The organism is Kribbella yunnanensis, assembly GCF_039529655.1.
GTDB lineage: Bacteria > Actinomycetota > Actinomycetes > Propionibacteriales > Kribbellaceae > Kribbella > Kribbella yunnanensis.
In genome coordinates this window covers 118,072-131,108 of record NZ_BAAANF010000005.1, presented here as the reverse complement: position 1 = coordinate 131,108, position 13,037 = coordinate 118,072, and the positions used below count along the sequence as shown (strand labels likewise).

Here is a 13,037-nt window from a genome sequence, read left to right as displayed (position 1 = left end):
ACTTGATCGTCGTAGCGGTGCCGTTGGCGCGACTGAGCTCGTAGACATGCCCGGTCTTGGTGTCCTTGTCGATGCCGACCAGCAGAGTCCCGGACGCACCGCAACGGTCGGCGATCAGGGTCTCGAAGCCCTGCCAGGTCGACGACCGGACGGTCTTCAGGACCGGCTTCATCGGCGAGCTGACCGGGAGGTGCACGGTGTACAGGCCGCCCGCCTTCGTGGTGGCGAGGAACGTGTCGTACGTCGCGGTCTGGCCGATCAGCGCGATCGCCTTGATCCCGGGGAGACCGGCGTACGTGCCGTTGACCGCCCAGCCCTTGTCGAGGTCACGCCGCTCGAGTGTGCCGTCGGCACGCAGGGCATAGAAGTGGTGGCGGCTGAACCCGGTGTTGTCGTTGACGTACTGCGAGAACTCGATCGCGGTGTACCCGGTAAAGCCCTCGATCAGCGGGCTCATCGTGTAGCCGTCCAGCGTCCCGTCGGGCTTCGTGTTGTAGCTCACCCGCATCAGCGTGTCCTCGAGTACGGCGTACCCGTAGCGGTGCGACGAGCCGTCCGGCGTCCCCTGGCTGGCCGGGGTGTCGATGAACGACGTGGTCAGCTTGACCTTGCCGGCACCGAAAACGCCCGCGGTGTTCACAGTCGCCGATGAAGCCGGCGGGGTGACCGTACGGAACGTGTGCACCCCGGCGGCCGTCACGGCGCCCAGGTTGATCGAACATCCCGCCGTACTGGTGGCAGCCTGGGCGGTGGTCGGGGCAGCGGCCAGCAGCAGTGCCGCCGTCCCCGCGAGTGTCGCTGCCTGACGAAGCTTCATGGTGTTCCTCTCATCGAGTCCGGTTCCTGGTGAAGGCACCCCTCCGGCCTTCACATCACTCGATACGGGCGCGACCTGCGGAGTTATGCCCGGAGGGGCAGCCGGACGGGCCGAAGTATTACCCGTGACCTGAGTCGGGTGACCCACTGAGACGAGATCTCTACTGACAGCGATGGTCGGTCGTGCATAGGGTGCAGACCACAACCACGGCCCGTTCGAGGGAGGGCCGTCGTGGATTCGACCCACCGCCCACAGGGGAGAGACACGCATGCGCAGAACTCCGTTCCGGACCGGAACGATCCTGCTCGCTGCGGCCGCACTGATTCCGGCCGTCACACTTTCAGGCACCATCACCGCGACCGCGAAACCTGACAAGCCGTTCGTGCAGGGGACGCAGACGGTCGCCGCCTATGACTACGACAACGCGATCCGGGAGCGGATCGCGGTCGACGTCCCGGGCACCGACAACGACGAGAACGGCGTCACCGACCAGATCACCGTCGACATCATCCGCCCGGGTGAAGCCGACGCGGCCGGGATCGACGTACCGGTCATCATCCAGGCGTCGCCGTACTACGCCGGCGACCCGTCGTCGTACTTCGATTCCAAGGGAATCCGCCAGGTCTACGGCACCTGGCTGGACAACTACTTCGTGCCGCGCGGGTACGCCGTCGCGTTCGTCGACATGCCCGGGACCAACCGTTCGACCGGCTGCACGGATGTCGGCGGCGACTACGAGGTCCTCGGGACCAAGGCGGTCGTCGACTGGCTGAACAACCGGGTGCCTGGCTACAACCCTGACGGCAGCAAGGCAAAGGCCAGTTGGTCGACCGGTAAGACCGGCATGATCGGTACGTCGTGGAACGGAACGATCGCGAATTCCGTGGCCAGCACCGGCGTCCGCGGGCTGGAGACGATCGTCCCGATCGCGGCGATCTCCAGCTGGTACGACTACACCCGTGCGAACGGGGTGCCATTCTACGACAAGTACATGGAGTTCCTGTACGACTATGTCAGCAACGACAAGACACCGCGGTGTGTCGCGCTGACCGATGAGGTCGAGGCGGCTTCCGATACCCCGACCGGCAGCTACAGCAAGTTCTGGGATCCGCGGAACTACAACCTGGACGCGCGCAAGGTGCGGTCCAGTGTGTTCCTGATCCACGGTCTCGACGACGAGAACGTGAAGACCCGGCACTATGGCGAGTGGTGGGACCAGCTGGTCAGGTACAACGTGCCGCGGAAGATCCTGCTGCACCAGGGCGTGCACCTGGACGGCTTCAGCCTGCGGGACGCGTACGTCAACGAGCTGCACCCGTGGTTCGACTACTGGCTGCAGGGGCTGAAGAACGGCATCATGCAGCAGCCGCAGGCCACCATCATGCGCGAGGACGGCACGTACACCCACGAGAAGCGGTGGCCGGCGGCCGGTGTCCGCCCGGTCAAACTGAACCTCGGCAAGGCGAAGAACGCCAAGGCCGGCGGACTGTCGATCGCGGCCGCCTCCGGTGACCCGATCAGCTTCACCGGCACCGAGGACGAGTCGACGGATGCCGTCGTACTGGATCCGACGACGCCGAAGCCGAACCGGGCCGTGTTCCTCAGCGACGAACTGGAGAAGGCGGTTCGGATCAGCGGCACCGGCAAGGTGTCGGTCCGGGTGAAGTCGGACAAGGTCGCGTCCGGGATCAAGGCACGGATCGTCGACTACGGTACGGCGACCCGCTACTCCAACATCACGAATGTTCCGAACACCCGCGTCTGCTGGGGTGACGGGAATGCACTCGACACCGGTTGCTACGCCCAGACCAAGATCAACACCAAGGTCTCGGACGCGGCAGTCGTCGTCCGCACGCTCGCCGACGTCGGTCACTACAAAACCCTGAACCACAAGGAATACCTGACCCCGGGCAAGTACTACGACCTGTCGTTCGAACTGAACGCCGACGACATCGTCTTCGCCCCCGGTCACCGCCTCGGCCTCGTCCTCACCGTCGAGCCCGACAACCCGTCGGTCCCGTTCACCGGGGCCACCCTCACGGTCGACCCGACCCGGTCGTCCCTCACCCTCCCGCTGACCGGCTACACCGCCGCGCTCAACACAGCCGGTGCCCCCGGCGAGCGCGTCGCCGCCGACAGCCTCGCCCAGCCCGAGCCCGAGAAGGACCCGACCAAACTGATGGAACAAATGGTCGAAGCTTCCCGCTGAGACCAGGGGCCCCGGCTTTCGAGCCGGGGCCTTTCTACAGCTCGGAGTAGGCCTTGACGAGGGTTGCGGCGTCGTGTTCCCAGTTGAGCTCGTCGGCGGCTTCGCGGATGCCGGCGGTGTAGACGGGATAGGTCTCGATCAGGGCCCGTACGGCGGCCGTCAGGGAGACGGGGTCGCCGGGCGTGTAGAGGGTGCCGAGGTTGTGTGACGTCACGACTGCTCGGAGCTCGGGGAGATCGGCAGCGACGACCGGTACGCCGGCTCTGACGGCGTGGAAGAGTTTGTTGGGTAGCGCGAGGCGGTGGTTCTCGCAGGTGTTGGTCAGCGTGACCAGCGAGATTCCGTACGAGCGCAGCGTCTCGTCGACCTGGTCGATGGAGCGCTCGGCGACGACCTCGACCGGGCCCAGATCCAAGCGATAGTTGGGATCCACCGACCCCATCAACACGGTCCGGAACGGCGCGAGCTGTCGTGCTGCACCGACCACCGTCGGAAGGTCGCGGCCTGCGCCCACGCGGCCGGCGTACAGGAGTCCCTCGGGACGCTCCAGCGGCGGTGGGACGAAGTCGGCCTTCGGGAAGGTGTTACGGATGACGCGGACGTCTTTCAGGCCGCGATCCCGCAGCCGAACGGCGATGCCGTCGGAGACGGTGAAGACGACGCGCGCCTTCGCCGCCAGCGTGGCCTCGAACTGTCGGCCACGTGCCCGCCAGAGCGGCGTCGGGCGGCCCGGCAGGGCACGGTCGAACCACAGCTCGTGGCTGTCGTAGACCAGCACGGCCTGCCAGAGCTCGGCGTACTCGGCGGCAAGCTCGAGCGTGTTGAAGTCATGGGCGTGTACGACGTCGAACGGCCCAGCATCGGCGACTCGCGGGGCCGCGGCGAGCCGCCATTGCTTCTCGGTGCGCAGCCGGTGCTCGGGGAGCAGCAGCCAGCGCCCGAAGCGCTTGGCCAGCACCTTCGGCCCACGCCGCCCGTGCCCGACCGCGAGACCTCCCCCACCGGCACGCAGCCCGGAGGACCGCGACACCGACTCGACGGTGATCTTCGGGCCGATCTCGAAGCCCTCGGGAACGTCCCGCCCGATGATGTGAATCGTGTGCCCAGCATCCGCCAGCGCGGTTGCCTCGCGAAGGATTCGCGAGTCCCCGGCGATCGGAGACTGCGCAATCATCAATACCCGCATGTCACCTGCCACCGAGGAAAGGTAGCAGCGCTGCGACCGCACTGCGGCCATCGTGGAGGTCACGAACGTACGCCGATCCGCTGTCGGCCAGCTTCCGAGCTGTCTCGCGCTCGGTCACCAGGCGCTCGATCACGTCCCGAAGGTCGCCCGGAGTGGCTTCCGCGATCGGCAGCTCGGTGGGCAACTGCGCCCGCACCCGGTCCGCGACATGTCCCACAGTCACTCGCCCGGCCGCCATCGCCTCGCACGCCAGCACGCCGTACGAACCCAACGCCAGTTGGTCGACGACGATGTCGGCGGCCTTCACCAGTTCAGCCAGCTCGGCGTGCTTCACACCCTCGACCCGCTGGTACGTGATGAGGCCGAGCGCGTCCAGCTCGGTCAGGACCGGGTCCACGTGCGCCGAGCCCTTCAGAGCGCCGCTGGACGGCGCATGCAGCACCACGGGCCGCTCGCGCTCCAGCACCGGCTGGTCCGACGCCAGAGCGTGCACATCGACGGTCAGTGGCAGCCAGGTGCCGTGCTCGACAAAATCCAGCAGGTCCGGAGTGGTGACGAAGACAGGGCCGTCGTACGACGTCAGGTGGCGCCGCAACGCGTCGTTGGCGGCCTGCAGGCGTTGGGTGAACTCGTCAGCCGGGTCCTGGAACGGTGAGTGCGCGAAAAGCTCGCGGTGGCGGGCCGGATCGCGAATTTCCGACCCATGGAAAATCAACCCGTGCTTGATGCCGGCCGTGTCCAGGGTCGGCACATCCGCAGTCCACAGCTGTCCCGGGAGCTGACCGAACAGCGGCCGCCCCGCCTCGAACAGCACGTGGCTGACCTCAGACAGCACGTACGCCGCCAGGTCATACTGCCAGCGCAGATCCGCCTTGTACTGCTCGGCCGTCGCAGTGCGATGCGCAGCGAACTCGTACTTCGCACCAGCGGTGCTGAGCGCCTCCGCGGGCATTACCTGCTGTAGAGCGTTCGCCCACAGCCACGCCTGGCCCGCACTGTTCACCGGACCGATCAGCAACCGCCGCTTGTCCGTTCGGGTAGCGCTCTGCTGCCGGGGCGCACCGGCGTCTTGGTGGACGACCTTCAACGCTCGCTTCTGCAGCTTCGCGCGGTCGGCGGCACGGGTGGCGACAGAGAGCGCCGCCGGGTCCGGTGCGTACACGACATCCGGTTGCAGGCGGTCGATCAGCCCACCGAAGGTGAGTTCCAGTTGCTGTGCCTTCGAAGCATGCGGCCGTCGGTCGAACTTCAGCACCTTCAGCCAGGCCCGTCGTACCAGCTGTTCGAAACGGCCGACGCGCCCGTGGGCCACGTCGGCCTTGAGGTCGAGCAGTGCGACCTTGTGTCGGTCACCGACCTGCGGGTGTCGCATCGGGACATGCACTACCAGGGTGCCGTCGACCAGTTCCTTCGACGACTCCCGGGTGGCCGAAGGCCGGAGCACGATCGTCTGTGCACCGGCCACCACCCGCAGGTCGGGCTGGGTCACTGGCGGACGGACCTTCCGATCACGATCCGCCGGACGCCGGCCCACTTGGCGGCGTCGGTCTTGTCGCGGCCGTCCACCAGCACCGTGATGCCGGGCAGGTCGGCCGGCGACAGCTCGGCGTACTCGGCGTGGTCGGCCTGCAGCACAGCCGCGTCCACCGGCGTGCCCAGCGCGAACGGCGTGAAGCCGAGCTTGGTGAGCTCCTCGTCGGTGTACATCGGGTCGTGCACGAAGACCTCGGCACCGCGGCCCTTGAGCGCCTCGACGGCCGGGAAGACACCGGAGAACGCGGTCTCCTTGACGCCACCGCGGTACGACGCACCGAGGACGACCACCTTGGCGCCCTTGAGCTCGCCGTACGCGCCCTCGAGCAGGCCGATGGTGTAGTCCGGCATGCCGGCGTTCGCCTCGCGGGCGGCGCGGACGACGGTCGCCTCCGGGTCGGTCCACAGGTAGAGCCGCGGGTAGACCGGGATGCAGTGGCCGCCGACGGCGATACCGGGGCGGTGGATGTGGCTGTAGGGCTGCGAGTTCGACGCGTCGATCACCTGGGTGACGTCGATACCGTTCTGGCCGGCGAACCGGGCGAACTGGTTCGCGAGACCGATGTTGACGTCGCGGTAGGTGGTCTCGGCCAGCTTCGCCAGCTCGGCGGCCTCGGCGGAACCGAGGTCCCAGACGCCGTTGCCACGCTCGAGGTCCGGACGCTCGTCGAAGTCCAGCACGGCCTCGTAGAACTCGGTGGCCCGCTTGGCACCCTCGTCGGACAGACCGCCGACCAGCTTCGGGTACTTGCGCAGGTCCGCGAAGACGCGGCCGGTGAGGACGCGCTCCGGCGAGAACACCAGGTGGAAGTCGGTGCCCTCGGTCAGGCCGGAGATCTCCTCCAGCATCGGCTTCCAGCGGTTCCGGGTGGTGCCGACCGGCAGCGTGGTCTCGTAGGAGACCAGGGTGCCCGGGGTCAGGTGCTCGGCCAGCGAACGGGTCGCGTTCTCCATCCAGCCGAACTCCGGCTCACCGGTCTGCTCGTCGACGAACAGCGGCACCACGATGACGACGGCGTCGCTGTTCGGGATCGCGTCCGCGTAGTCGGTGGTCGCCCGCAGGCGGCCGTCGGCCACGGTCTCGGCGAGCAGCTCCTGCAGGTGGTCCTCACCCGGGAACGGCTCCTGGCCGGCGTTCACCAGCTCGACGAACTTCTCGTTGATGTCGACACCGACGACCTGGTGCCCCTTCGAGGCGAACTGGACCGCCAACGGCAGACCGATCTTGCCCAAGGCAATTACACTGACGCGCACACTGACTCCACTAGATAGTGATTCTTCAACGGGAGCCTCGTAGCTTGAGTTCCAGCGGGTGCTCGACGAACTTGTAGAGCAGCCACGAGGCGAGGATCGATACGGCGCCGACACCGGCGTACCAGGTCAGGTTCAACCACGAAACAGGCTCGCTGCTTCCGTGGAGTTCTCTGATCCCGTACAGCACGGTGGCATGCACCAGATAGAAGGAGTACGACCACTGGCCGAGCGCGACCAGTGGTTTGCTCCTGAGGAGGGACCGGCCCCCGCGCAGGTCCCGGGCAGCGACGACCAGGATCAAGACGCCGTACAAAACAGTGAGAATCTCCTTCTGCAGCAGGCTGATCTCGGTACCGAACGGCACCTTGCCCGGGTGCCGGAAGGTGTAGGTGAGGACGACCAGGCCGATACCGATCGCCAGGTACCCGGTCCAGGCCGGCAGCCGGGTGGTCCAGCCGGAGCGCAAGGCGATCGCGATCGCGACACCGACCACGAACGCGACCGCGTGCAGCAACGGTGGCGGCAGCGTCGGCAGGTCGACCCAGTTGTACTGCGTCAGTCGGTATCCGCCGGCGATGGCGATCGCGGCCGCCGCGAGGGCGAGCGCTCCGGCCAGCTTCAGCTTGGCGGTGACTCGGTGCAGGAACGGGAAGAACGCGTAGAAGAACGCCTCGATCGACAACGTCCAGGACGCCGGATTGCCGCCGTACAGGATGTCGGGGTTGTTCGACCAGCCGTTCAGCAGGAACAGCGACAGCACGATCGCGGTCATCGAGACCGGCTTGATCCAGAACAGGTTCTCCGGCGGATCGAACCGGTAGAACACGAACAGCGCCGGGATCAGCGCGACCACATGGGCCGGGACGATCCGGGCGAACCGGCGGCGGTAGAAGGTGCCGGCCGACGTACCGGGCCGGGCCGACCACGTCAGCACGAAGCCCGAGAGGACGAAGAAGAACGTCACCCCGGAAGTGCCGAGCTTCAGGAACTCACGGATCGGCAGCGGGGCCAGATTGCCCATGTGGTGGGTGAAAACGAAGAACGCCGCCCACCAGCGCAGCCCGGTGAGCGACTCAACCCGGGGCCTCGAAACAAGAGCTGCCGAGGGCGAGGCGGCCTGTTCAGGATCTCCCTGAACAGGCTGCACTCGGTCCCCGGCAGCCAATGTCATCGAACTACTCGGCGAGCGTGGCGACCACGCGACCGGCCGCGTGACCGTCGCCGTACGGCATCGGGCGCTCGCCCGTCGGCGCCGTCCGAGCAGCCAGCTCGGGCAGCTTGCTCACGTCGGAGGTCAGCACGTTCCAGCCGGCCTCGACGGTCTCGACCCACTCGGTCTCCGGACGCAGCGTGGTGCAGACGCGGCCGAGCAGGAAGGCCTCCTTCTGCAGACCACCGGAGTCGGTGACCACACCGGCCGAACCGATGACGGCCTGGACCATCTCCGGGTAGGCCAGCGGCTCACGGACGTGCAGCGAACCGTCCGGACGCTCCAGCTTGATACCGGCCTCCGCACACTTCGCGACCAGCCGCGGGTGCGCCAGCAGAACCACCGGGCGCCCGATGTTGGCCAGGCCCTCGATGATGCCGGACAGGTGCTCCGGGTCGTCGGTGTTGTCGGGCCGGTGAATCGTCGCGACCAGGTACTCGCCCTGCTTGAACGGCAGGTCGAGCGGCTTGTCCTGGACTGCATCGCGAACCCGGAAGCAGACGTCGGTCATGACGTCGCCGACCAGCCGCGACTTGTCCTTCAGGCCCTCGTTGGCCAGGTGATCCATCGCCACCTGGGTCGGGGCGAGCAGGATGTCCGACGCGTGGTCGGTCAGCACGCGGTTGTGCTCCTCCGGCATCCGCCGGTTGAACGACCGCAGACCGGCCTCCAGGTGAGCCACCGGGAGGTGCATCTTCACGGCCGACAGCGCACCGGCCAGCGTCGAGTTGGTGTCACCGTAGACGAGCACCCAGTCCGGCTTGTGCTCGTCCAGTACGGCGTCCATCGCGGACAGCATCGCGCCGGTCTGCACGCCGTGGCTGCCGGACCCGATCCCCAGGTGCACGTCCGGCGCCGGGATCTTCAGGTCGGCGAAGAACACGTCGGACATGTTCTTGTCGTAGTGCTGACCGGTGTGCACGATCACGTGCTCGTGATCGGTCGCCGCGAACGCCTCGGCGATCGGGGCGAGCTTCACGAACTGGGGACGGGCCCCGACAACGCTCAGGACCTTCATGCGCCGGCGACCTTGATGGTGCGGTCCTCGGCGGCCGACTGGATGACGGCCTCGGCGACGGCGACGGTCGTCAGACCCTGCTGCAGCGTGACGATGTCGGCTTCCTTGCCCAGGACGGCGTCCCGGAACTGCTCGTGCTCGGTGCGCAGCGGCTCGGGCTTGCTGATCGCGTACCGGATCATGTCGCCCTCGCTGACACCGCGGAAGTGCGCGACGTCGTCCCACGCGGTGGCGACCGTGCCGTTGGCGTGGAAGGTCAGGTCGGCGGTCAGCGTGTCGGCGATGAAGGCGCCCTTCTCACCGGTGACGACGGTGAGCCGCTCCTTCATCGGGGACAGCCAGTTCACCAGGTGGCTGGTGACGGTGCCGTCGGCCAGCTTGCCGGTGACGGCGATCAGGTCCTCGTAGTCACGGCCGGACTTGTGCGCGCTCTGCGCGGACACCGTGACGAACGGGGACTGGGTCACCCATGCGGTCAGATCGATGTCGTGCGTCGCCAGGTCCAGTACGACGCCGACGTCGGCGATCCGGGCCGGGAACGGGCCCTGCCGACGCGTGGTGATCTGGTAGATGTCGCCCAACTCGCCGGCCTCGAGGCGGACCCGGAGCGCCTGCAGCGCCGGGTTGTACCGCTCGATGTGACCGACCGCGCCGACCAGGCCGGCGGCCTCGAACGCCTTGGCGATCTCGGTCGCCTCGGCCGACGAACCGGCCAGCGGCTTCTCGATCATCGCGTGCACGCCGGCCTCGGCCAGCGCCTTGGCGATCTCGGCGTGGTACTGGGTCGGCACCGCGACCATGCAGTAGTCGATGCCTTCGGCAATCAACTGCTCGATGGTGGAGTGCACCGGACGACCGCCGGCGACACCGAACTTGTCACCGCCCGGGTCCGCGACGGCGACCAGGTCCACGCCGTCCAGGGAAGCCAGCACACGGGCGTGGTGACGGCCCATCATGCCGAGGCCGATCAGGCCTGCCTTCAGGTTCGCCATCTCACGCACCAGCCTTCGCCACGGTGTTCACCGCGGCCACGATCCGGTTCAGGTCGTCCTCGGACAGTGAGGGGTGGACCGGCAGCGAGAGCACCTCGGCCGCGGCCTTCTCGGTCTCCGGCAGGTCCAGCTCACGCTGGAACGACGGGAGCCGGTGGTTCGGGATCGGGTAGTAGACGCCACAGCCGACGCCGTACTCGGTGCGCAGCGCGTTGGCGAAACCGTCGCGGTCCTCGGTGACGCGGATCGTGTACTGGTGGTACACGTGGCTGGCCTCGTCGGCCACCGCCGGGACGCCGACACCGGCCAGGTTCGCGTCCAGGAAGGCCGCGTTCTCCTGCCGCTGCTTGGTCCAGCCGCCGACCTTGGTCAGCTGCACGCGACCGATGGCGGCGTGCAGGTCGGTCATCCGGTTGTTCAGGCCGACGACCTCGTTCTCGTACTGCTTGAGCATGCCCTGGTTGCGGTACAACCGCATCTGCCGCTCGAGGTGCTCGTTGGCGACCGAGTTCATGCCGCCCTCACCCGACGTCATGTTCTTGGTCGGGTAGAGGCTGAACATCGCGAAGTCGCCGAAGGTGCCGACCGGAGCGCCGTTCCAGGTCGCGCCGTGGGCCTGCGCGGCGTCCTCGTAGATCGCGATGCCGTGCTTCTCGGCGATCGCCTGCAGCGCGGTCATGTTGGCCGGGTGACCGAACAGGTGCACCGGCATGACGGCCTTGGTCTTCTCGGTGATCGCGGCCTCGACAGCGGCCGGGTCCAGGCAGAAGTACGTCGGCTCGATGTCGACGAAGACCGGGGTCGCACCGGTCAGCGCGACGCTGTTGGCGGTCGCGGCGAAGGTGAAGGACGGGACGATGACCTCGTCACCCGGTCCGACGCCCGCGGCCAGCAGGCCCAGGTGCAGGCCCGAGGTGCCGGAGTTCGTCGCGACGCACGCCCGGCCGGAGACCAGCGCTGCGCCGAACTCCTGCTCGAACGCCGCCACCTCAGGACCCTGGGCGAGCATGCCGGACTGCATGACACGGTCGACAGCCTCGCGCTCCTCCTTCCCGATGATCGGCTTCGCGGCCGGAATCGGCTGCACCATCAGTTCTCCTCCTGTGCTTCATCGGCCGGCCGCAGCCGCCCGTCGGTTTCGATGTAGAGCTCGCCCGTGGTCGGGCATTTCCACTCGCCGTCCCCGACAGCGAGCAGCGGTACGCCGGCTTTGCCGACCCACTTGAGATGACGGGCCGGGACGCCGGCGACCAGCGAGAAGTCCGGCACGTCCTTGACGACCACGGCACCGGCCGCGACCGTCGCCCAGCGGCCGACGGTGACCGGCGCCACGCAGGTGCTGCGCGCACCGAGCGAGCAGCCCTCCTTCAGCGTCACACCGACCGGCTCCCAGTCGTGCCCGCTCTTCGGCGTCCCGTCCGGGTTCACCGCGCGCGGGAAGTAGTCGTTGGTCAGCACCACGGCCGGGCCGATGAAGACACCGTCCTCGAGCACGGCGGGCTCGTAGACCAGCGCGTAGTTCTGGATCTTGCAGTTGTCGCCCATCCGGACCCCGGTCCCGACATAGGCGCCACGGCCGACGATGGTGTTCTTGCCCAGCACCGCGTTCTCGCGGACCTGGGCCAGGTGCCAGACCGACGAGCCTTCGCCGATCTGGGCGCGCTCGTCGACGTCGGCCGACGGGGCGATGCGGGTGGTCACAGGGTCTCCTTAACAGTCAGCCACTGGCTGAGGACTTCGGCTGCGCGACGACCGTCGTGCAGCTCCGCCACGAACTCGGGCCCGGCTGCCGCCTGCGCGGCAGCGGTCTCGGTGTCAGCGACGAGATCGCCGACGACGTCACTCAGCGTGTCGTCGTCCGCCTCCACGATCGGTACCTCTCGCCCAGTCAGACTACGCACCCGCGAGCGCAGGTCCGAACCGACGTACGAGACGACGATCCTCCCGGCTGCGAGGGCCTCGGCCGCGGCCACGCCGTACAGGCCGATTCCGAGCTGATCTACAACGATGTCTGCGGCGCCGATCACAGTCGGCATCTCCGCGTGCGGTACGCCGGTGATCCGCCGGTACTCGATCAGTCCGCGCTCGTGCAGGCCGGTCAGGACCTCGTCGATCCGGGCCGTGCCCTTGAGCTTCGCGCTGGACGGGACGTGTACGACGATCGGACGCTCGCCGGTGAACAGCGGACGAGCCGCCGCGGCCCACGGTGCCGGGTCGATGACCACCGGTAGCCATTGGGCCTGCGGGACGTCGATGAGCAGATCAGGGGTGGAGACGAAGACCGGCAGGCCAAGGGTCTCGACCAGCTCGGCATGCCGGCGGGCCTGGACCTCGAGTTTGTCGGTGAGGTCATCACCCGGGGTGAACGGCGAGAACCGCTCGCGGGCCGCATGGCGACTGGGCAGCCGGATGTCGGACCCGTGGAACAGCAGGGCGACATCGACCCCGGCCGCTTGCAGTACGGCGATATCCGCGGCCGCGTCGGAGTGGCCGCCGTACCCGAGGAGCGGCCGCAGGGACTCGACCAGGACGTGGGTGTAGTTGCTCACAACGTGTTCGCGCTGGGCACGAGTCCAGCGCGACTGGTTCCACCATGCCTGCGGTACGCCGTAATCGTCGGCGAACCGGAAGGCCGCCGAGCGATGCAGGGCGAACGCATCGGCCGCGACCCCGGGGATCGTGCGGGCCGCGCGGGCCCACTGATACCCCTGACCGGCGGAGTTGGTCGGTCCGACCAGTAACCGCACCGGGGTCGTGGCCACCGGCGGGAAGGCCGGCAGGGTCGCGTAGGTGTAGCGCAGACCACGCAGACGCGCCC

The 13,037-nt window shown here is 67.9% G+C and carries 10 protein-coding genes and 1 pseudogene; 1 reads left to right on the top strand and 10 read right to left on the bottom strand.

Annotated features, from left to right (window positions below; all coding sequences use genetic code 11):
• A partial coding sequence (locus ABD231_RS09350) for a hypothetical protein (RefSeq protein WP_344148179.1) occupies positions 1–817 on the bottom strand: 817 nt, incomplete at its 3' end.
• A gap of 268 nt (positions 818–1,085) precedes the next feature.
• On the opposite strand from ABD231_RS09350, the gene ABD231_RS09345 reads away from it, so the two are divergent.
• Positions 1,086–3,026, top strand: a complete 1,941-nt coding sequence (locus ABD231_RS09345) for a CocE/NonD family hydrolase (protein ID WP_344148176.1) — start codon at positions 1,086–1,088, stop codon at positions 3,024–3,026.
• A 34-nt stretch (positions 3,027–3,060) separates the two neighbouring features.
• Here the strand turns inward: ABD231_RS09345 and ABD231_RS09340 are convergent, their stop codons facing one another.
• The 9 genes and pseudogenes from ABD231_RS09340 to ABD231_RS09300 form a co-directional block, all read right to left on the bottom strand.
• On the bottom strand, positions 3,061–4,224 hold the full coding sequence (locus ABD231_RS09340) for a glycosyltransferase (protein ID WP_344148173.1): 1,164 nt from the start codon (positions 4,222–4,224) through the stop codon (positions 3,061–3,063).
• A complete protein-coding gene (locus tag ABD231_RS09335; protein ID WP_344148171.1) occupies positions 4,214–5,701 on the bottom strand; it encodes a glycosyltransferase family protein in 1,488 nt (495 codons plus the stop codon). Before ABD231_RS09335 ends, ABD231_RS09340 begins: the two co-directional genes overlap by 11 nt.
• Positions 5,698–6,999 (bottom strand): nucleotide sugar dehydrogenase, encoded by a 1,302-nt coding sequence (locus tag ABD231_RS09330; protein WP_344148168.1) that lies wholly within the window; start codon positions 6,997–6,999, stop codon positions 5,698–5,700. The genes ABD231_RS09335 and ABD231_RS09330 overlap by 4 nt, the downstream gene beginning before the upstream one ends.
• Before the next feature lie 25 nt (positions 7,000–7,024).
• Positions 7,025–8,170 carry an acyltransferase family protein gene (locus tag ABD231_RS09325; RefSeq protein ID WP_344148165.1) on the bottom strand — a complete coding sequence of 382 codons (1,146 nt, stop codon included), beginning with the start codon at positions 8,168–8,170 and terminating at the stop codon, positions 7,025–7,027.
• Between the two features lie 4 nt (positions 8,171–8,174).
• Positions 8,175–9,227: a non-hydrolyzing UDP-N-acetylglucosamine 2-epimerase gene (gene wecB, locus ABD231_RS09320; RefSeq protein WP_344148162.1), complete on the bottom strand. Its 1,053-nt coding sequence runs from the start codon at positions 9,225–9,227 to the stop codon at positions 8,175–8,177.
• Complete coding sequence (locus tag ABD231_RS09315) at positions 9,224–10,219, bottom strand: Gfo/Idh/MocA family protein (protein ID WP_344148159.1); 996 nt, start codon at positions 10,217–10,219, stop codon at positions 9,224–9,226. Before ABD231_RS09315 ends, wecB begins: the two co-directional genes overlap by 4 nt.
• 1 nt (position 10,220) lies before the next feature.
• Complete coding sequence (locus ABD231_RS09310) at positions 10,221–11,312, bottom strand: DegT/DnrJ/EryC1/StrS family aminotransferase (protein ID WP_344148310.1); 1,092 nt, start codon at positions 11,310–11,312, stop codon at positions 10,221–10,223.
• Positions 11,309–11,920, bottom strand: a complete 612-nt coding sequence (locus ABD231_RS09305; RefSeq protein ID WP_344148156.1) for an N-acetyltransferase — start codon at positions 11,918–11,920, stop codon at positions 11,309–11,311. Before ABD231_RS09305 ends, ABD231_RS09310 begins: the two co-directional genes overlap by 4 nt.
• Positions 11,917–13,037 (bottom strand): annotated as a pseudogene (locus ABD231_RS09300) (hypothetical protein); the annotation flags it as partial. The pseudogene ABD231_RS09300 and the gene ABD231_RS09305, both read right to left, overlap by 4 nt.

Bases quoted from the DNA above. Each gene is read 5' to 3' on its own strand.
- ABD231_RS09315 (WP_344148159.1), bottom strand. From the start codon at position 10,219: ATGGCGAACCTGAAGGCAGGCCTGATCGGCCTCGGCATGATGGGCCGT.
- ABD231_RS09325 (WP_344148165.1), bottom strand. From the start codon at position 8,170: ATGACATTGGCTGCCGGGGACCGAGTGCAGCCTGTTCAGGGAGATCCT.
- ABD231_RS09345 (WP_344148176.1), top strand. From the start codon at position 1,086: ATGCGCAGAACTCCGTTCCGGACCGGAACGATCCTGCTCGCTGCGGCC.
- wecB (WP_344148162.1), bottom strand. From the start codon at position 9,227: ATGAAGGTCCTGAGCGTTGTCGGGGCCCGTCCCCAGTTCGTGAAGCTC.